The organism is Bacillus sp. DU-106 (assembly GCF_004799705.1).
Lineage (GTDB): Bacteria > Bacillota > Bacilli > Bacillales > Bacillaceae_G > Bacillus_A > Bacillus_A cereus.
Window position 1 is genome coordinate 2,300,509 of record NZ_CP026607.1, and the last position, 20,438, is coordinate 2,320,946.

Here is a 20,438-nt window from a genome sequence, read left to right on the forward strand (position 1 = left end):
GAATTTCATCAGACGGGGGGATGGTGATGAAAAATCCATGGATTGGTAAGGGGATATGGGATGAAATTTACAAGTATAAAAAACTGAATATACAAGATAATTTACACGAAAAAAGAGGGGGAAAAGAAGAAATACCACCTGAATTAAAGGGAGAATATGTAGCATCAAAATTAGAGAAAGAAGGTAAAGCGTCTGGATCACAAATAGGGCCTTTAATACGCTCACTGGTGGTCAAAACTCCATTTTCTATTTTTTCAGAAGTAACTAGTTTTAAAATATTTCCAAAAATAAATGTTAAAAATCAAGAAGCATTTGTATTTAGGAATGAAAAAGGTGTAGAAGGGCGTGAATTAGATTGTAAGTTATTAACTACAGTGCAACAATATTATTCGGATAGTTATTGTAAATTAGTTTCTTTAAATCTTCATGAGAAGAGAATTCATTTTGAATTATATAACCAAAAAAATAAAGGGAATAAAGAAGAGAATAAGGTAGAGGCATCTTCATGGATTCCTATTCACAGTATAATATTAGAGAGTGAAAATGGGGAAGACGTAAATAATTTTATTACAGCGAAACTACCAATAGAAATAGGAAGATATAAAGGTGAAATTAGTTTGCGAGAAAAGGTTGTATTTAAAGAAAAAGTGATTGGAATAAAAGAGGTTGAACAGGAGATTATTTTGACAAAAACCGAATTTTTAATACCAAAGGTAAAAAAGAATGAGCAAAATACACTTACAGTTGAAAAAGGGAGCTTATTGGTAGAAGGGTATATATATCAATGTATTGAATACATATCAGAACAAAGTAAACTTCATGATAATGAGCATCAGTTAATACAAAATATTGTATTGGAGTTAATCATTCAAGTAATACAAGAACAAGAAGTACAAGTGCGAATTAAATAAAAATAATTATATTCCCTCGATTAGCTGATTATTTTTATTCGTAGTGTATCGATGGGTATTCTTTTGTAAATCATTCAGTGCTGCAAACTATTTGTTAAATGGTTTATCCTTGATAAATACAATTTTACATTGTTACTAAATTGTATGAATCTCCTCTGGTTTAAGTTTTAAAAAAGTGCTAACAAGTTTGCAAACGATCTTGCTAACACTTATACAGAATAGACATAAATTATCGCTGATATGTCGTTTTTAAAAATAGTCTTAATCAGTTAAATCACACTTATACGAAATGCTCATAAAAACCGTCTTAGTATCAAGAATATAACATGTTAGGTCAAACAAACCTTGATATAACAATGTTTGTTTAACTTGAATTTGTAAAACATTTACATTTTATAAATGCAAGTTATCCAAATCAACGTAATTATAAACATAAACATGATTAACACCAATCGGTTTACGTGACATTCGTATATTTTAAGTCTTTGATAAATAATACAATTTAAATTTTGCAGATCAGTAGAATGAGGAAATATGCTTAGAGTATTAGCGAAACCCAATCCTAATCAATTCTTTATCATTTATTTCAATTACGAATCTATATTCTTTGTCTAATATCCAGTAATAAAAACTGACTGCATCAACGTCAACTAGTGATTGGAATACTTTATCAAGATTTGTACTTACTACAGGGATTTCATAGTTATCCCATATTATAAAAATCTGTTCGTCAAAATCTAGTTGGTTTGCTCTAATAAGGGAAATTAGTTGTTCTTTGTTCGAAGCTATGAATTGGTTATCTATCTGTTCCCAATCTATTCTTCCCGAGACAGTTATAGGAAATGAATTCATTAAAATAATAGCAATCTGCTGGCTTTTTTCTTGGGAGAAAATGAGAGTTTCGTTTCCTAGGGATTCAAGGCATTCACTAAACAAAGGGTTTGTGTCATTGTTGTTTTTGGTTTTCAGTGCTCTTAACTTTTGTCGCAATTTCCATTGTCTTGACGATCTATCATCCATTTTTAACATTCCTTATACAATTATTTAAGAATGAGTATAGCATATAAGGGAAGTCTTTATGAAAAGGAACTTTTTAAATATAAATTAAATAAAAGCGTTATTTGAAAAAAAGCCTTTTAAGGAAAGATAAGAGGCCATCAAAAAATATAACAACATGAAAATTTTATATTATGTATATACAATTTAAAGAGTTAGTGGAAATAATAAAATGTATAAAATTCTTATAAAAAAGCCCTAGGATTAGGGGATCTAGGGCTTCCTCTGTTGGTATATCTCACACGACATTATAAAAAGAAAAGAACTTAATGAAGGTAACACATGAATGTTTCGTAAATGTATCAAAAAAGTGAACAAAAGCGTTATTTTATTAGAAAAGTATGATTGTATGAAATAACATGTATGAAAGAAGAGGCGTTAGCAAAAATATCCCTTAACGAAATCGGCTTTATTTTTCAGCAAAGTAACCTTCTTAAGTGACTCATGTTGTATAGGTAGCAGAGAAAACAGAAAGAGTTCTTTTTATGGAGGACGGAGAAGTTGTTAGTGAAATACAACTAGGCAAGTTTAGGAATGATGATTTAAAAGCGCGAGAAGAGAAATTGTTAAAATGGTTAGCTGTACTCGGATTTTAAAGACAAAAACTCCTATTGAATATAGGAGTTTTTTCTTTGTTTGAAAGTTCGAAAAGATATATAATAATTTTCTGACTATTAATTTATGGAGGGGTATTAATGAAAACTGAAATGTTACACACACAAAAAGATATTTTAAAAATGCTTGATTCATTATTAAGACCTGCTGAACCATTTTGGAATGAGTTTTATGAGAATAGAGAAAAGGATGTTCCGTTTTTTGAAAATGTTCCAGATGAGAATCTAGTTTCTTATATACAAAAAGAGAGAGTTTTAAAAGGGAAAGTATTAGAACTTGGATGTGGTCCGGGTAGAAATGCAATTTATCTAGCGAATGAAGGATTTGATGTAACAGCAGTGGATTTATCTGTAGAAGGCATTAACTGGGCAAAAGAAAGGGCATTGGCAAAAGGGGTAGAAATTCATTTTATTTGTGATTCAATTTTTAATTTAGAGGTTCAAAACGAATTTGATTTTGTATATGATTCGGGCTGTTTGCATCACATTCCACCGCATAGAAGAATAAATTATGTGGATTTAATTAAAAACTCATTAAAATCGGGTGGTTATTTCGGATTAACATGTTTTGCAGCAGGCGATTTAGATGAGCGAAATGGATCAGAAATAACAGATTGGGACGTATATAGAGAATGGAGTCTACAAGGTGGTCTTGCATACTCGGAAGAAAAGTTAAGAGAGATATTTAAAGAATTAGAGGTAATTGAGATTAGAAGGATGAAACAAATGAAACAACCGAATGAAATGTTTGGAGAATCATTTCTTTGGACAGCATTATTTAAGAAGAAATAATAAAGTAGATAATTGACAAACTCATCGTTTTTATAGACAATATATTCATAGGAATATACGTTCGGTTTTTGAGTGACGTATGTTTTACATAAATACATAACAAGGGGCTGTCTCCATATGAGTAACGCAAATCAAAAAATTACTACGTTTTTAATGTTTGAGGGCAAAGCTGAGGAAGCAATGAATTTTTATACGTCGCTATTTGATCAATCAGAAATTGTAAGTATTTCTCGCTATGATGAAAATGGACCTGGTAAAGAGGGAACTGTAATTCATGCAACTTTTACGCTAAATGGCCAAGAGTTTATGTGTATTGATAGTTATGTAAATCATAATTTTACATTCACTCCAGCTATGTCTCTTTATGTAACTTGTGAGACAGAAGAAGAAATTGATACGGTCTTTCATAAACTAGCGCAGGATGGAGCAATTCTTATGCCTTTAGGTTCTTATCCGTTTAGTAAAAAGTTTGGCTGGTTAAATGATAAGTATGGTGTATCTTGGCAGTTAACTCTTGCTGAATAAAAAAGAAAAAGCGTAGCTTATTTTTGTTTGTAAAAGATGTTCATCTTGTATGGAATGAAGTTTCTAGGGTTTTAAAGAATAAAGGTATTCTTATTGCTGGATTTACAAATCCGTTACTATGGATTTTTGATGATAACCAAGAGCAAAAAGGTATTCTTGATGTTAAACATTCAATTCCTTCATCAACATTGGATTATTTACCAGAGGATGAAGTTCAAGATTACATCGATTCAAATCAAACAATAGAATATGCGCATACTTTAGAAGACCAAATCCAAGGCCAAATTGAAGCTGGTTTTGCTATAACAGGTTTTTATGAGGATGATTTTGGTGGAACAAGGATATTAGATAAGCATATTAAAACATTTATTGCGACAAAAGCTATAAAGTTAAAGATGGATTAAGAATTTTTGCTTGTCGCACGGGGCGTTAGTCGAAGAACGCTCTTAAAATAGAAAAGGATGGTGCTTTCCATCCTTTTCCTTATGTATTTTGAGTGTCGAAACTATTCTCAAAACAAGTTTTACACTACCAATTGTATAATTAGGTTATGCTTTTATATTAAGAATTTTGCTGACCAAATCTTTTTCCAAGTTTAGCTAACAATTCAGGTTGATCGCTTTGGCTCATTATAACTTCAATAAAGATAAGTTGATTCTTATTAAAAGTTATATTTGTTAAGACTGCTGCTAATTCTGCTTCATTTTCTACTTTAAATGTTAGACTTTTTTCTTCTGCCCCAAATACCATTGATAGTTTATTATAATCCCACATTTGTATATCATTATAAAGTTGGTTTTGGCCGTGAATGGCACGTTCAACAGTGTATCCGTTGTTATTGATTAAAAATATAATTGGTTTTAAATTTTGACGTAATATAGTTGATAACTCTTGGGCAGTTACTTGGAAAGAACCATCACCAATAATTAAAATGTTGCGCCGTGATAAATTGGCGAGCTGTGTACCAAGTAGAGCGGGCAGTGTATATCCGATAGATCCCCATAACGGTTGTCCTACATATGCAGTGTTATTAGGTAGAGGGATAGCAGAACTACCAAAGAAAGGTGTTCCTTGCTCTACAATTAAGACGTCGTTTTCTTGTAAGAAATGGTACATTTGCTGCCAAAAACGTTTTTGTGTGACCATTTGTGCTTTTGGAATGAACTCTTCAGTAAAAGGTGAGGATTCTAAAATAAATGGCTTAACGTCAAGGGTATCTTTATTACGATGCTCAATTGAATCACTTAAATGTTGTAAAACATCCTGCATTACAACTGGACCGTATTTTTTATCTATAATTTTCACAGTGTAGGGATGGATTTCTATAACTTGTTCTTTTGTAAAACCTTGTGTGAAGCCGCCTGTAATAGTATCAGTTAACTTCACACCAATACTAATAATACAATCAGATTCATCAATTCTTTTTCGCAAGTACGGAGAACTTACATCACCAGTATAAATCCCTATAAATTGAGGGTGTTTTTCTGGGAATATTCCTTTTCCCATACTTAACGTCGCGATGGGAAACCCAGTTTTTTCTACGAATTGATGTAAATTTTCTTTAGCGTGAAATCGATCTACTTCAAAATCAGCTAAAATAACAGGTTTTTTGGCACTATTTATTTTTGAAATGGCATGTAGAAGCATTTTATTTAATGCTTCTTTATTACTTAAAATAGGTTTATTTATAATAGGTTCTGTCGGTTTATTAATTGGTTTATTATACACATCAATTGGCAAATTAATATGAACAGGGCGTTTTTCATTCCAACATGCACGTAATACACGGTCAATTTCCTCAGCTGCATGCTCAGGTGTTACATTTGTTTGTGCCACAGTGATTTCTCGATACATATTGGAAAAGTGATCGAACTTTCCATCGCCTAACGTATGATGGACGATTGCTCCATTTTCCATTACTTTTGTTGGTGGCGTACCCGTGATTTTTATAACTGGCACGTTTTCTGCATATGAGCCAGCAATACCGTTAATGGCGCTTAATTCTCCGACACCGAAAGTAGTAATAAGAGCAGCGATTCCTTTTATGCGAGCGTACCCATCTGCTGCATATGCAGCATTTAATTCGTTACAATTGCCAATCCACTTTAAATTTTCATGTGCTACCACATCATCTAAAAAGGCAAGATTATAATCACCAGGAACCCCAAATATATGTTCAATTCCTAATTCATGTAGTCTATCCAATAAATATGTACTTACAGTATATTGTTTTTTCAAATGAATCATCTCCTAATTGTGCAATGAATGTTTCAATAGACTAAATAAGTTCTAATGCGTTGATTAAAATATTCATTACTAGATTGTGGTATAATTTACATACAGGGGGAAAGTAGATGACACAACATAAAGAAGAACAGATGAATGAGGCATTAGCATTATTTTATTTTGCATATAAAACATTTACTGAAAAGCCAGATGAAATTATAAAAGAATATGGCATTCAACGAGTACATCATCGAATTTTATTTTTTATCGCACGTTTTCCAGGGATAAGTGTAAATGAGTTATTATCACTATTAGAAATAAGTAAACAAGCTCTCCACGGACCGCTACGTCAACTTGTGGAAAAGGGCTTAATTGAGAGTAATGAAGCTATGCATGATCGACGTGTGAAACAGTTGTCTTTAACAGAAAAAGGTACAGATTTAGAGAAAAAACTGAGTGATGTACAAAGACAACAAATGGGTGCTATTTTTTCAAAATTTGGTGAATCATGTGAGGACAATTGGCACCAAGTTATGAATGAAATGGCAAATAGCCGATCAGGTTTTGATGCTTGGATATCCAAACGTGAAATACCAGTCGATCAAAAATAATGAAAAAACTTCTGTTTTTATCGTTTGAAAAAGAACAAATTTTATCCATACATTTGGCAACTATGATTTGGTCATAGAGTGAATGGATAAAAAGATACATTACTAGATACTTTATACGTGTACGCAATGGAACAATAAAATTCACATTTCCGAAAGGGGAATTATAATGATAAAACTTGTACTTATTCGTCACGGACAAAGCTTATGGAATCTTGAAAATCGCTTTACGGGATGGACAGATGTTGATCTATCAGAGAATGGATTAAGTGAAGCGAGAGAAGCAGGAGCAATATTAAAGAAAAACGGATATACTTTTGATGTGGCTTATACATCAGTATTAAAACGCGCAATTCGGACGTTATGGATTGTACTTCATGAGATGGATCTTACTTGGGTTCCAATACATAAATCTTGGAAGCTAAATGAAAGACATTATGGTGCATTGCAAGGGCTGAATAAAGATGAAACTGCACAAAAATATGGTGAGGAGCAAGTTCATATTTGGAGAAGAAGTGTTGATGTAAGACCACCGGCTCTTACTGAAGACGATCCTCGATATGAAGCGACCGATCCAAGATATAAAACACTCAAAAAAGGTGAATTTCCATTAACTGAATGTTTAGAGGATACGGAGAAGAGAGTACTTGCTTATTGGCATTCAGAAATTGCGCCGACATTAAAAAGTGGTAATAAAGTAATTATTTCATCACACGGTAACACAATTCGCTCGCTAGTAAAATATTTAGACAACCTTTCAAGTGATGGTGTAGTTTCATTAAATATTCCCACTAGCATTCCGCTTGTTTATGAATTAGACGAAAACTTACGTCCGATTCGTCATTATTATTTAAGTATGGATGGAGAAGTACCTGAAGGGGAAATTCCGAAACATATTTCTTTTTAATACGAAAATTTGAAATGAATGCTTGTCTACATATACAATATAGACTCATGGTAAAGTGAAATTTTAATCAGTAGGGGTCTTATTTCCCACAAATAACAGGATAAAAGACGTGGTACTTTCTAATATATATGCGATGTAGCTAATTTTAGAAGCTTGTCCACGTCTTTTGTCATAAAGAGAGCAGCTTGCGCATGTAATGATATCGTGAGTAGTTTTTGAATGGAGGGTGATGTGATTAATGATCTCTAACATTCGAATTGGCTTATTTGTTTTAGCGATTGTCTTTGTAGTCCTTGTTTTCTTTTATTGGAAAAATGAGGAGTTGTACGAGGAGAAAAAGCAACGTATTAGAAAGACTTGGTATGGTTTGTTTATCATATCTGTCACCGTGTATTTCATGATAAAAGGAATTGATTTAACCCTCTGGAAAAATCTTTTAATGTTTACTGCAATGGTTATTTTTGTTGATATTGCGTTCATTTTAACGCCTAATATTTCAGAAATATGGGGTGCGAAATTTAGCGATATTGGCAAGACAGTTCAATCAATAAAACGATCATTAATTGCATCTAAAGCGAGAGGGGAAATATACACGACAATTATTCAAAATGTTAATCCAGCAGTATTCGGTACGATGGAATGGCATACGGAAGAGGAATATACAAAGAGCTTAAATGCATTTTTAGATTCATATGGGGAAAAGATTGGCGCGAAAATTGTTGTTTTTGAAGCCGCGAAAGAGTTAAATACAAACTTTCGTGGTATTCGCTCGCAATTTAGTATTATCGTTCCGTTAGAACATATCGAGCAATTGAATGAGCAGAAAGCGGTGCAAGTAGAAAATGTCGGGATTATACCAGCAAAAATAGTAAGTGACGTTTTCATTGTTATTGATGGAAAGAAAAATAACCTGCAAGATCGGGATTTTGAAAATGTATATAATTTAACAATACATCATAGTTATTTTAGTAAATAAGGACAGAATCTTTTTCTGTCCTTTTCTTCTATACATAAATTAAAAACAAAATCCGACAAAGTTGAATAAAATTGGACAATCATTCCTACACTAGCATGTAGAGGTGATTGTAGTGGTAAAAGATTATGACAATGATTTTTTTAAAGAAGGTAACGAAGATACAACAGATTTCTCTTTAATAAAAGGGGATACGTTGCAGCAAGTAGAAGAATTAGAAGAAGAATTAAAAAGAAAATCATAAGTGTACACTCTTTCTACATTTGCTATATAATATAAATAAAAGGTTGTATCTTTTTGAAAAGGGGGAGAAGAGATGGCTGAAGTCAATGTGCAAAAGTCTTCGTTTTTTAAAGAAAAAAAAGAAGAATCCAATACAGATTTCTCTCTTGTGAAAGGTGCATTAACGGAGAATATAAATCGGTTAGAGAAACTAATGAATAATAGTAGTTCAAAATATATACAGGTGAAAAGAACAAAAGAAAATGCATAGAGCATTTTCTTTTGTTTTTTTATTTAATAGTAAACTTATCTTTTACTTTTTCAGGTAAATCTGCTTTCTGAATCTCTTCATAGGACTTTACTTCAATTGATGATATTTCATTTTTGCTATTATCATCTTGATCTACATAAAGGCGTAAAAACGCGTATTTATTTAATTTATGGTCGTTTTCTTTTTTTGTACTTCTAAATGTAATTTGTTTTTTGACACCATCTTCATCATATGCGGGCAGCGTATAGTTTCGTAAGTTTCTACCATCTACTTTTTCGATAGTTCCTTCGCCTTTTATCTGCATGTAATATACATCTTTACCAATTCTATTTAGTGACGCTCTCTCACAGCCAATAGTAAAACTAAAAAATAATAAACATAGTGTAATAATTGCTAAAAACTTTTTCATTTTCTTTATCTCCTTTAATGTGTTTCTTTAAAAAGTATACGATTATTATTAAATGAGAAAAATCGATATAGATTACAACGCCCTTACAATATTGTAAGATTGTTGTACATAAAATGAACAATAAAAGTTAAAACAAAGGTAAAATAATGAATCATGGTATAATGATATGAGACTTACATATTATTTTGTCATTTGGAGAGGAGCTTGAAAAATGTATTCTACCTTAGAACAATTAACAAAGCACCCTGTATTTTATCATTTTGCAGAAATTTCAAAGATTCCTAGAGGATCAGGTAATGAAAAGGAAATTAGTGATTATTTAGTGGGCTTTGCAAAAGAGCGTAACTTAGAAGTCATTCAAGATGAAGCATTAAATGTCATTATTAAAAAAGAAGCAACAACTGGTTATGAAAATGTACCAGCTATTATTATTCAAGGTCATATGGATATGGTTTGCGAAAAAAATCAAGCAACAGTACATGATTTTGAAAAAGATCCAATTGAATTACGAATCATTGGGGACATGTTATATGCAAATCAAACAACTTTAGGTGCTGATAATGGTATTGCAGTTGCGTATGCATTAGCTTTATTAGATTCGAAAGAAATTCCGCATCCAGCACTTGAAGTCGTTATCACTACTGAAGAAGAAACGACAATGGGCGGGGCTTTTGCTATTGATCCAAATCATTTTGAAGGAAAGATATTTATAAATATTGATTCTGAAGAAGATCATAAATTACTTGTAAGTAGTGCAGGTGGTGCGAAAGCTGTTGAAACAATTCCCGTAATTTGGGATGAAACGCCAGCGAATATGGATGCATACCGTCTATATGTTGGTGGCCTAAAAGGCGGACATTCTGGTATGGAAATTGATAAACAACGCGGTAATGCGAACAAAGTATTAGGACGAGTATTACGTGATTTATCGGCACATACGGAGTTTAACATAAGTGAAGTTCACGGCGGATTAAAAACGAATGCAATTCCGCGTGAAAGTGTAGCTACACTTTTAATTCGTACAGAAGATGTAGGACAAGTAGAAGAAAAACTAGAATCATGGACACGTGTATTACAAGAAGAAATGCGTGCTGTTGATCCAGATGTTCATGTTACACTGACAAAATTGGATGAAACAGTTGAAAAAGTATTTGCTCAAGAGACACAAAAGCAGCTTATTTCATCATTATTCTTAATTCCAAATGGCATTCAAAGTATGAGCATGGATATTAAAGGTCTTGTAGAAAGCTCAACAAATTTAGGCGTTATTGAAACGTTGCAAGATGAAATTAAATTACGTAACGAAGTGCGAAGTTCTGTAAGTAGTTTAAAACAACATGTTGCAGAAGAAATCAAATATATTGCTGAATTAGTTGGTGCTACATTTGAAATAGAGTCAGAGTATCCAGAATGGCCATACAATCCAAACTCACAAATTCGTAATTTATTTGAAAAAGTGCATCAAGAAAAATACAATAAAGAAATTGAAATCTTCGCTGTGCATGCGGGGATTGAGTGTAGCGCATTCGTTCAAAAAATGCCTGAATTAGATGCAATTTCATTCGGACCAGACATTTTTAACGTCCACACCCCAGATGAACATATCAGTATCTCTTCTGTAGTGAATAACTGGGGATTCTTCATTGATGTAATGAAGGGTACAAAAGAATTAGCTAAGTAATAACGACGAAATAAAAAGGAGCCTATAAAAATTTATAGGCTCCTTTTTTGTATTGGAATTTATCCCGCTATTTGCCGAGCAGCCCGATTGGTTTAACTAACAATCAGTGGGGGATGAATAAAACCACTACTGATCAAAGTTTCACTTTATGAGAAGTCATTTTTCGTTAGTATGTAATATTAAGCTTGAACAATTAATAAGGATGAATTGTTGATGTTTTTTAGTACTGATGAAGGGGTGGAGAAATGAAGGGAAGAAAGCATTTTATTGTTTGTATGTTTTTATTGTTCTTCACATTTAGTTTTATTGGTGTTCAGAAAATAATAGCAGAGGAAGTTGAATTTACAGGAACAACAGCTCCATTGAATGTTAATGTTAGAGAGGCAAAAAGTTTGAATGCAAATATTGTAGATGTGATTCCCGGAAATACAACAGTATCTTTTAAAGGATGGGAGTATGGTGAAGCGGTTAAAGATTACTGGACAGGAAATTTAGATAATCGTTGGTTTTATTATTTTAAAGATGGAAAAAAAGTATATGTAACGTCAGCGTATATTAATGGAAATCCTCCAAATACATCAATAGATCGTAAATTATCTGTACCTAACATATTACAAGAAAGATCAAATTGGTGTTGGGCAGGCACTTCGGTTTCAGTTTTAAATTATTTTGGGAAAACTCCTTCACAAGATCAGTACGTTAGGTATGTTAAGGGTGGATCATATAATAATCCTGCAACTTCACGTGAAATACAATATGGATTATCAGGATATGGTGTTAGCTCAGCTATAAGTTCTGGAGCAAAATCATATGATTGGTTCAAAAGTCAAATTAATAGTAATCAGCCGATGATTGCACTCATTATGTGGCAAAATGGAGCTAACATCGGACACTTTCTAGTACTTGATGGATTTTATAAAGGGACAAATGGAACAGATTATATAACGTACATGGACCCTTGGTATGGTGATCATTATAATCATAATTTCAGTACGTTCCATAACAATAATAATTTTTGGTGGAGTGAAACTGTTTATAATATCCATGCAAACTAATAATATTAAAAGCGGGGGTTCATAAATGGGAAAACTACTTAAGCTTGTGATACCGTGCATGTGCTTAATGACCGTTATTATTTTCGCTAGTAAAATTAGTTATGCATCAAAAAATAAAAGTGAATCAGTACAATCGATCGCATTAAAAGATTATCAATATAGTAAGGGAAGTTCTTCTGAAAATTTAAGTTTTGAAAAAATAACAACATCTCCATTTTCGTTACCAATCTATACAACAATTCCAGCACAGCAAATTTTAAATAGCTCTGAATTTAAGAATTTACTATTACCAACAAATGAAAAGCTGTGGTTTATTATGAAGGGTGAGCAGCCAGAAGGACTAATTGTTGCGAATGATATTGAACCGATTCGAACGGGCGGAGAAAATAGAAGTAAAGATTTATATGGATTATATACAGCAATAAAGAATAATACAAATGAAACAAAAGATATTAGTTATTTCGAATTTGAAGGGCAAGGAATATTGGTAGTAAATCAAAATAATGATCAAGAAATATACCTTAGTAAAGGTGCCGCTGCCATATTAAAACTTCCTACTGGTCAAAAAGTATTGAGCAGTGAAGTATTACAGAAAATGAAAGAGAGAATTGTAACTGGTTTTGAATAGTGGTAATGTCTGATTCTTTTTTGTGTTTATACAGGGTTGAATAGGGAACAGGATCAATGGTAGCATTAGGGCATCTTTACTGTTTGAAACCTAATAGTGTATATAAAAAGGTTAGAGAAGTTAATTCTCTAACCTTTTTATATTAATGTATGAAATTTAAAAACTGATGGAGTAAACCAAATAATAAAAATTTGTCTGCTCTTCTATTTTTATTTGCAATTTAAACTCGTTATATTCCGCTATCTATTGTACAACCTTTTTACATAGCTGAATTTTTTTATTTGAAAATAAGGGTGCATCTATAAAACCATAATGATAGACTAAAATACCTAATTCCACTCTAGAATTAATATGCCATTTTTCTTTAATATGATTAATTATCGTTGAAATTCTTCGAGGGGTAACATATATTTTTTTGGAAATTTCTGCATCTGTATATCCTTTTGCTACATAAATAGCTACTTCTAACTCTCTTTCGGTCAACATTCTTTTCATAAAATACGCTCCTTCGAAATTATTTATATAAAAATCAAAAGAAACTATTAAAAGAAATAAAGGTGAAAAATCATATTTATTTTAATCAGGCTATTTGCGGATAGTAAGATTCCCACCTCAAAATTTAGATGTGGCAAAGAAGTCTAACTCCCTGTAAAAGCCTGCCTGGAGTGGACTAATAATCAGTGGGGGGATAAAACTCCCATTAATTATTAGTGAACCATTTTTTAATAATTTCTCGTATTGTAATACAAGTTTGTAAAAGAAACTATAAATCCATATAATTAGTAATTGTAACTATATTAATTTTACATTACATTAAAAGTTGGGAAATATTCTTATACTCATAAAGTGTTACATTTGAGGGAGGAAAGATGGAATTCTACAATCTTGGTATTATTATTAAAGAACTTAGAAAGAAAAAAAACATGTCACAATCTGAATTATGTCATGGAATATGTTCACAAAGTCAAATTAGTAAGATAGAAAAAGGTATTATTTATCCATCTAGCATATTGTTGTATCAATTATCTGAAAGACTTGGTATTGATCCAAATTATATATTCGCACTAACCAAAAATAAAAAAATAAAATATATTGAAAATGTAAAATGTGTAATGAGAGATTGTGTGAAACAAAAACAATATAATGAGCTTTACGAAATAGTAAAAAAAGAGAAAGATGAGAATAATTTTCAATCAAAAGAAGATAAACAATTTCTATTATGGCATGAAGCGATTGCTATATATTATGTAAATGGAGCAACAAGTAATGCCTTTGACATTTTAAATAGAGCACTAAAACAAACCTTAAGTAGTAGTAACTTTTTATCAGAAAAAGAAATAAGCATAATGAATTCAATTGCTATAATACATGCAGAAAATGAAGAGTATGAGAAAAGTATAAATATATTAAAACAAAGTTTAATTAATTTTAATAAGATAGAATTTCCTAGAGAAAAAGAAATCAAATTAAGACTCATTCATACGTTAACAAAATGTTTACACCTTGCAAATCAATATGAAGAAGCAATAAAGTATAGTGAAATAGGTATAAAATTAGCGATAAATATGAATACTTTATACTTATTAGGTGAATTATTTTTTGAAAAAGGTGCAATTTTATTGAAAGTTCAGCACTCTAATGAAGTTGGTTTAACAGACATAAAAAAAGCATTATTTATATTTGAACTAACTGAAAGAAAACAATATATAAAAATGATCAAGGAAAAATATATTAAAAATCAAGAATAAACAAGAAAGAATTCTAACATAAACTATTCCTAATTGTTATTTTTTTCTAAAAAAAGTACTGTAATACGAACTATTCCTAATTGTTGTTTATTGCTAAAATAAATACCGTAATATTAGATAAATATAAAGGGTGGCATTTTATGAAATCAAGAGGAATTACTCGTAAAGCAGATAGCATGGGGCGTATTGTTATTCCAATGGAAATAAGACGGAGTTTAGGAATTGTAGAAAAAGATTCTCTTGAAATGTTTATAGAAGAGGACCAGATTATTTTACGAAAATATCAATCTCCAAGAGCTTGTGCACTTACAGGGGATATTTCAGACAGCAATATTTCGTTAGCGAATGGGAAGATTATTGTAAGTCCAAACGGGATGGAACTGTTAATAAAGAAGTTACAGCAATATCTTTTAAAATAAAGTGAAACTTTAATCAGGGGGAGTTTTGTTCATCCCCACTGATTATCAGCCCTCACCAATCTTGCTTTTATGGGCAGCCCGAACCCCCACCTAACTTCTTTGCTTCCGCTGTATTTTAAGGTAGGGGTCTTACTGCCCGGCAAATAGCGGGGTAAAAGGTAAGTAAGAACTTTAAAATAGAATATACTTGAAAAAAATTCCTCTATCAATTTAGGGGTTTTTTTATTGTTATCAATAAAATTGAGGGGCCGTAGTTCGTTCAATGGAATACGAATTACTTCATAAATAGTCTGACTATTTTTTATAAAAAAACTATTCATTTACATTTTTTGGTTTCGTGTTATATTTTTAATGTTAACATAGTTGTATTGAAAATTCTGATTTCGAAATTAGGAAAACTTTAGAAAATGAAAGAGATTTTTAAATTAAATTTACCAATTCAATAGAGGTTCGTCGGGGAAATGTACCTAAGAAGAAATCTCTTATAATCCACGTTTTTTATTTGTAAATCGGTAGTTCTAATAGCTCTGACGAAAAGCGAAGGAGCAAAAAAGAAATGGATAGTTTGTTTAATAGAAGATAGGGTATAAAAAATAAAACAACGGAGGTTTTATAATGAATAAAGGAATACTGCAGATTACAGAAATTGAAGAAATTAGCATTCCTAATGTATTGAAGGATAAAATGAAGAATCTGATAGAAAATGAATTGAAAACTCATAATCCTTATACTTGTGATCAAGAAATAGCAGCATATTTTTCAAAAGAGTGGCTTAATTGTTTGATTGACTATTCAAAGAAAAATCCGAATTCAGATATGAAAAACCTACTACATATAATAAAAATAGCGAATTGTGGCGGAAACGTACCACCTACTCTTATTAAAAATACTCCATGTGATCCTATGGAAACACTATTACCTGGGGAAAATCGCAGAGGTTTTAATTATGGCGAAGACGAACACGATAGAATGAAAAAATATTTTTATGCAGAATGGGTCACATGGCTTTTTGCCACACTTTTTAATTATGATGCTTTAATTCACCCATCCGAACATGCAGGGAAAAATAGATTTCATCTTATTTCACCTTTAAACAACGATGAAGTTTTGCGAAATGTCGGTGCAAGCACCGGTGGCGGGAACTTTTATCAACATAACGATGCCACAGTGTATACAGATATGAAAGACCAATCAGATATTGAAGCAAGATTGAAAACATTCAATACGAATTTAGAAATTGTATCAAATAGACTTAATAAATCCGTGGAACGAATAGTGTCTGAAATTACTTGTGGAAAATTTACTAGAGTTGATGCTCTTTTATTAAAAGGAGTGTTAAATTTAAAAACTCAAACTCATATTGGAACGCCAAAATTACTGCAAAAGCATCTTGAAGAAAATCACTTCAGTAAAGATGACATATTGGCGGTAAGTAAAATGCCTATTGCTCATATCGCAGGAATGGCTGATGGTGAAATATCGGGATTTGTAGGAGAAATAAACCAAATTATATTTTTAGATGATAATGGTGATATTATTGCAACTTGTTTGAATGGAGCGGAAAATAGATTAATTTATGTGGGAGAAAGTGAAGAAGAAAAATTGAAATTTGACATGTTTTTAGAACTCTTACGAACAACGCCTACTTATAAGGTTCCACTTACATCTGAAGATTTATTACTTATACCAAATTCATACTATGGTAAACAAACAAATGTAACTCATGGTAGGGAAAGGTTATCTGAGGAAGAATATAAAATCCCGATTGGAAACAATAAATATGGAAGAAGAATTGTTTGCAGACAATACGTTTCCAGTCGATTACGTGATCAAAAAGAAAGTTACTTTACAGATTTAATTAACTAGTTTAAAGAGAGGAGGGACGATGGGGAGGTTTGGGTTATAATAGCTCAAGCCTTCCCATATTCTTTGTATGGATTTTACTATTGAATTACTTATACTACTATTTTTAGTAGCTGTATTAGCAGGATGGATAGATACGATTGCTGGGGGCGGTGGTATGATAACTATCCCGATAATGTTATTAGTAGGTATGTCTCCTTCTGTAGCGATAGCAACTAATAAACTACAAGGGAGTAGCGGAACTCTCATGGCAACAGTGTTTTTTATTAAGAAGAAAGAAATTAATCTTAAAGAAATGCGTTTGTCCATCTTAATGACCTTTTTGGGATCCGTTTTCGGTGGATGGCTTGTTTTACAGATACGAGCAGAATATTTAATCATGATATTACCTTTTTTACTTATTATTATTGGTCTTTATTTTCTATTATCTCCAAATATAGCAAACGAAGATCGACCGAGAAAAATAAGTATGTTGTTGTTTGTGTTAACAGTGGCTCCATTCCTTGGATTTTATGATGGTTTCTTCGGCCCAGGAACAGGTAGTTTAATTGCTTTAGCGTTCATTCTTTTATGTGGATATAGTGCTACGAGAGCAACTGCAAATGCTAAAATCTTGAATTTTACAAGTAATTTCGCTGCTTTGTTATATTTTATTATTTTTGGCCAAATCGATTGGACAATTGGGTTGATTATGATGCTTGGTCAAATTATAGGATCGTATATTGGAGCGAAGATGGTGCTTACAAAAGGGACGTCATTAATACGACCAATAGTGGTTATTGTTTGCTTTGTCATGGCAATTAAAATTTTTTTACAAAATATAAACTAAATGTAATCAATATATTATTTGGATCAAAGTTAGAGTGTTTTCATGTTCTTATTGCAGTATTACGCTGTTTAAGATGTGTTCAAAATTACACAATTTGACTAGTGTAATGTATTGCGTTATGCTTTTTTTAGTATAAAAGAAAGGCTTGAAGATAATGATTCGTCGTTTGAGAAAGCTAAAAAATGTAGCTGTCGTAGTAAGCTTCTAAGTAAATAGCAAAATATATAATACTTAGAAGCGAGGAATAAAGTTATGAAGTATCCATTATTTAATCATTGGTCAGAAACAAAGTATATAAAAGATATAGTAACAAATCCACTCATTGAAGTGGGAGAGTACTCCTATTATTCAGGCTATTATAGTCATCAAAATTTTGAAGATGGCTGTGTAAGGTATTTGTGGGGGGATGCTAAGTCTCAAGCACTTTTCAATCCAATTGAACAGATGGGATGGCATCTTGATAAACTCATTATTGGGAATTATGTTTGCATTGCAAGTGGAGTAGTCATTTTAATGGGTGGTAACCATAATCATCACTCAGAATGGATTACAGTATATCCATTCGCTGAGCAAATTGAACAATCATATGAACCTAAGGGTGATACAGTCATAAAAAGTGATGCTTGGATTGGAATGAATGCTATAATAATGCCTGGCGTTACTATTGGTGAAGGGGCAATTGTTGCTGCAGGATCTGTCGTAAGTAAAGATGTTCCGCCGTATACAATAGTTGGTGGAAATCCTGCTAAGGAAATAAAGAAACGATTCACTGATACAGAAATAAACATGTTAATGGAAATGCGTTGGTTTGATTGGGATAGGAAATTGATTGAGAAGGCAATTCCGCTGTTATCTAGTCCATCCATCGAACCATTATTTGCTTTTTATAAAAATGAAGTGAAAAATAAATAAATCAGTTAGAAAAACTACATCCAGTATAGGGTGTAGTTTTTTGATTACAAAAAACTAATAGTTTAGACTAAATAAAATTCATCTCTAATATAGGTCTAGCAAATAGCTGAATTGAATAATTAAAATCATTGATAGCTAATAAAGCATTAACGGGCAGTAAGACTCCCACTGATTAAAGTTTCACTTTATTTTTTGTAAATATGGAACAAATGTAGCATCTAGATTGTCTATTAATTGTAATCCTAAAAAATATGAAAGTGCGAATCATTTTGAAAAATATAAGGGGATTAAAAATAGGGATATGTGTGGGAGTACAAAGTATCAGGGCACCTAAAAGTGTCGGATGAGATGGTCTATATGAAAGCGATCCTAACGTCTAATATGTATATATAATTTGAGAACACTGTCTATTTTTTTGAGATTATGTTAGAATAACGCTTTTTTTGAGTACAAAGGTATTGGAGGTAACAGAAGTGAAAGGTATGTTTTGCAAGAGATTTATTGCAATAGTAACAGTGCTTACACTATTTTTTAGCATGTTCGTTACATTTGGAAGAGCAGCAGCGGAAACAGTTTCTGCTATAGACGTTGAAGCGGGATCAGCAATTTTAATAGAAGCAAATTCCGGAAAAATTTTATATGAAAAAAATGCAGATGAATCATTGGCAATTGCTAGTATGACAAAAATGATGAGCGAATACTTAGTTCATGAAGCGGTGGATAAAGGAAAACTTAAATGGGATCAAAAAGTTAAAATCTCTGAATATGCACATAAGATTTCGCAAGATCGTTCATTATCAAACGTTCCATTAGAAAATGGTGGCTCTTATACGGTAAAAGAGTTATATGAGGCAATGGCAATTTACTCTGCAAATGGTGCAACAATTGCTTTAGTTGAACAGATTGCTGGTAAAGAAGTCAATTTTGTAAAAATGATGAACGATAAGTCGAAAGAGTTTGGAATGAAAGATTATAAATTTGTAAACTCTACAGGCTTAACAAATCAAGATTTAAAAGGATATCACCCAGAAGGGACAACTCTAGACGAGAAAAATAAAATGTCTGCAAGGGATTGTGCAATTTTAGCGCAACGTCTTATTCAAGATTTCCCCAAAATATTAAATACAGCAAAAATTCCTAAAAAAACATTCCAAGAGGGTGGTAAATATCCAATTGATATGGCGAACTTTAACTGGATGTTAAAAGGTTTAATTAAGCAATATGAAGGTGTAGATGGTTTGAAAACAGGAACGACTCCAGAAGCGGGAGATTGTTTCACTGGTACAGTAGAAAGAAATGGTATGCGCCTAATTTCTGTAGTGATAAAAGCAAAATCTCATACGGCACGTTTTGATGAAACAAAGAAATTATACGATTATGGATTTGCGAATTTTGAAGTGAAGAATTTCTATGGAAAAGATTCAGTAATAAAAGGATATGAAACAGTTCGAGTGGCAAATGCAAAAGACAAAGATGTAGTAGTTCAAACGAAGCAAGCTGTTTCACTTCCAATGTCGAAGGGCAATAAAGACATTTATAAAAAAGAATTTAAAGTATTGAATAAAGAACAAGAAGCGCCTATTAAAAAAGGTGTAACAATTAGTAAAATGATTATCTCGCCTAAAGATAATACAGATCCTGGGTTCTTATCAGGTAAATCATTACAAATAGACCTTGTAACAAAATCTGATGTGGAACAAGCAAAGTGGTTTACACGTTTTATACGTAAAACAGGATCTTTTTTTAGTGGCATGTGGGATCGTTCGATTGATATAGTAAAAAGCTAATT

At 31.9% G+C, this 20,438-nt stretch carries 21 protein-coding genes and 2 pseudogenes; 19 read left to right on the forward strand and 4 right to left on the reverse strand.

Annotated elements, in window-relative coordinates; translation table 11 throughout:
• Positions 1–26 precede the first annotated feature (26 nt).
• Positions 27–911 (forward strand): BC_2427 family protein, encoded by an 885-nt coding sequence (locus C3Y97_RS11875; RefSeq protein ID WP_000795504.1) that lies wholly within the window; start codon positions 27–29, stop codon positions 909–911.
• A gap of 546 nt (positions 912–1,457) precedes the next feature.
• Here the strand turns inward: C3Y97_RS11875 and C3Y97_RS11880 are convergent.
• Positions 1,458–1,931, reverse strand: coding sequence for a CDI toxin immunity protein (locus tag C3Y97_RS11880; RefSeq protein WP_000342724.1), 474 nt, complete (start codon positions 1,929–1,931; stop codon positions 1,458–1,460).
• A gap of 491 nt (positions 1,932–2,422) precedes the next feature.
• Between C3Y97_RS11880 and C3Y97_RS28460 the strand changes: the two are divergent.
• The 4 genes and pseudogenes from C3Y97_RS28460 to C3Y97_RS11900 all read left to right on the forward strand — a co-directional run.
• Positions 2,423–2,563, forward strand: a pseudogene (locus C3Y97_RS28460) (ABC transporter ATP-binding protein); the annotation flags it as partial.
• Between the two features lie 99 nt (positions 2,564–2,662).
• Entirely contained in the window at positions 2,663–3,373 is a 711-nt protein-coding gene (locus C3Y97_RS11890) for a class I SAM-dependent methyltransferase (protein WP_000846113.1), read from the forward strand.
• A gap of 117 nt (positions 3,374–3,490) precedes the next feature.
• Positions 3,491–3,898, forward strand: coding sequence for a VOC family protein (locus tag C3Y97_RS11895; RefSeq protein WP_000063587.1), 408 nt, complete (start codon positions 3,491–3,493; stop codon positions 3,896–3,898).
• Positions 3,899–3,921: 23 nt separating this feature from the next.
• Positions 3,922–4,302, forward strand: a pseudogene (locus tag C3Y97_RS11900) (SAM-dependent methyltransferase); the annotation flags it as partial.
• 157 nt (positions 4,303–4,459) lie between these two features.
• Here the strand turns inward: C3Y97_RS11900 and C3Y97_RS11905 are convergent.
• Positions 4,460–6,145 carry an alpha-keto acid decarboxylase family protein gene (locus C3Y97_RS11905; protein ID WP_063225602.1) on the reverse strand — a complete coding sequence of 562 codons (1,686 nt, stop codon included), beginning with the start codon at positions 6,143–6,145 and terminating at the stop codon, positions 4,460–4,462.
• A 107-nt stretch (positions 6,146–6,252) separates the two neighbouring features.
• On the opposite strand from C3Y97_RS11905, the gene C3Y97_RS11910 reads away from it, so the two are divergent.
• From C3Y97_RS11910 to spoIISB, 5 genes are all read left to right on the forward strand, one after another.
• Positions 6,253–6,735 (forward strand): MarR family winged helix-turn-helix transcriptional regulator, encoded by a 483-nt coding sequence (locus C3Y97_RS11910; RefSeq protein ID WP_000191888.1) that lies wholly within the window; start codon positions 6,253–6,255, stop codon positions 6,733–6,735.
• Positions 6,736–6,901: 166 nt separating this feature from the next.
• Positions 6,902–7,639, forward strand: a complete 738-nt coding sequence (gpmA, locus tag C3Y97_RS11915; RefSeq protein WP_000594152.1) for a 2,3-diphosphoglycerate-dependent phosphoglycerate mutase — start codon at positions 6,902–6,904, stop codon at positions 7,637–7,639.
• Positions 7,640–7,877: 238 nt separating this feature from the next.
• Positions 7,878–8,615: a type II toxin-antitoxin system SpoIISA family toxin gene (locus tag C3Y97_RS11920; protein WP_000624977.1), complete on the forward strand. Its 738-nt coding sequence runs from the start codon at positions 7,878–7,880 to the stop codon at positions 8,613–8,615.
• 112 nt (positions 8,616–8,727) lie between these two features.
• Positions 8,728–8,856, forward strand: a complete 129-nt coding sequence (locus C3Y97_RS11925) for a hypothetical protein (protein WP_000237819.1) — start codon at positions 8,728–8,730, stop codon at positions 8,854–8,856.
• A gap of 72 nt (positions 8,857–8,928) precedes the next feature.
• A complete protein-coding gene (gene spoIISB, locus C3Y97_RS11930; protein WP_000852629.1) occupies positions 8,929–9,105 on the forward strand; it encodes a stage II sporulation protein SB in 177 nt (58 codons plus the stop codon).
• Between the two features lie 19 nt (positions 9,106–9,124).
• Here spoIISB and C3Y97_RS11935 read toward each other — a convergent pair whose 3' ends face one another.
• The gene (locus C3Y97_RS11935) at positions 9,125–9,514 is read right to left on the reverse strand and encodes a YxeA family protein (RefSeq protein ID WP_000713863.1); all 390 of its coding nucleotides are present in this window, start codon (positions 9,512–9,514) and stop codon (positions 9,125–9,127) included.
• Positions 9,515–9,725: 211 nt separating this feature from the next.
• On the opposite strand from C3Y97_RS11935, the gene pepD reads away from it, so the two are divergent.
• The 3 genes from pepD to C3Y97_RS11950 all read left to right on the forward strand — a co-directional run bounded on the left by pepD (position 9,726) and on the right by C3Y97_RS11950 (position 12,878).
• Complete coding sequence (pepD, locus tag C3Y97_RS11940) at positions 9,726–11,195, forward strand: beta-Ala-His dipeptidase (protein WP_000287556.1); 1,470 nt, start codon at positions 9,726–9,728, stop codon at positions 11,193–11,195.
• Positions 11,196–11,440: 245 nt separating this feature from the next.
• Positions 11,441–12,250, forward strand: coding sequence for a C39 family peptidase (locus tag C3Y97_RS11945; RefSeq protein ID WP_000678370.1), 810 nt, complete (start codon positions 11,441–11,443; stop codon positions 12,248–12,250).
• A gap of 25 nt (positions 12,251–12,275) precedes the next feature.
• A complete protein-coding gene (locus C3Y97_RS11950; RefSeq protein ID WP_000517279.1) occupies positions 12,276–12,878 on the forward strand; it encodes a hypothetical protein in 603 nt (200 codons plus the stop codon).
• Between the two features lie 243 nt (positions 12,879–13,121).
• Here C3Y97_RS11950 and C3Y97_RS11955 read toward each other — a convergent pair whose 3' ends face one another.
• Positions 13,122–13,373, reverse strand: coding sequence for a response regulator transcription factor (locus C3Y97_RS11955; RefSeq protein WP_000827560.1), 252 nt, complete (start codon positions 13,371–13,373; stop codon positions 13,122–13,124).
• A 374-nt stretch (positions 13,374–13,747) separates the two neighbouring features.
• On the opposite strand from C3Y97_RS11955, the gene C3Y97_RS11960 reads away from it, so the two are divergent.
• The 6 genes from C3Y97_RS11960 to C3Y97_RS11990 all read left to right on the forward strand — a co-directional run bounded on the left by C3Y97_RS11960 (position 13,748) and on the right by C3Y97_RS11990 (position 20,436).
• On the forward strand, positions 13,748–14,626 hold the full coding sequence (locus C3Y97_RS11960) for a helix-turn-helix domain-containing protein (protein ID WP_000397979.1): 879 nt from the start codon (positions 13,748–13,750) through the stop codon (positions 14,624–14,626).
• Positions 14,627–14,766: 140 nt separating this feature from the next.
• Positions 14,767–15,045: an AbrB/MazE/SpoVT family DNA-binding domain-containing protein gene (locus tag C3Y97_RS11965; RefSeq protein ID WP_000842216.1), complete on the forward strand. Its 279-nt coding sequence runs from the start codon at positions 14,767–14,769 to the stop codon at positions 15,043–15,045.
• A 615-nt stretch (positions 15,046–15,660) separates the two neighbouring features.
• Positions 15,661–16,911, forward strand: a complete 1,251-nt coding sequence (locus C3Y97_RS11975; RefSeq protein ID WP_001032358.1) for a hypothetical protein — start codon at positions 15,661–15,663, stop codon at positions 16,909–16,911.
• Between the two features lie 67 nt (positions 16,912–16,978).
• Entirely contained in the window at positions 16,979–17,737 is a 759-nt protein-coding gene (locus tag C3Y97_RS11980) for a TSUP family transporter (RefSeq protein ID WP_121868692.1), read from the forward strand.
• Positions 17,738–17,989: 252 nt separating this feature from the next.
• Positions 17,990–18,649 (forward strand): CatB-related O-acetyltransferase, encoded by a 660-nt coding sequence (locus tag C3Y97_RS11985; protein WP_000876934.1) that lies wholly within the window; start codon positions 17,990–17,992, stop codon positions 18,647–18,649.
• Between the two features lie 473 nt (positions 18,650–19,122).
• The gene (locus C3Y97_RS11990; protein ID WP_000677648.1) at positions 19,123–20,436 is read left to right on the forward strand and encodes a D-alanyl-D-alanine carboxypeptidase family protein; all 1,314 of its coding nucleotides are present in this window, start codon (positions 19,123–19,125) and stop codon (positions 20,434–20,436) included.
• Positions 20,437–20,438: the final 2 nt, after the last annotated feature.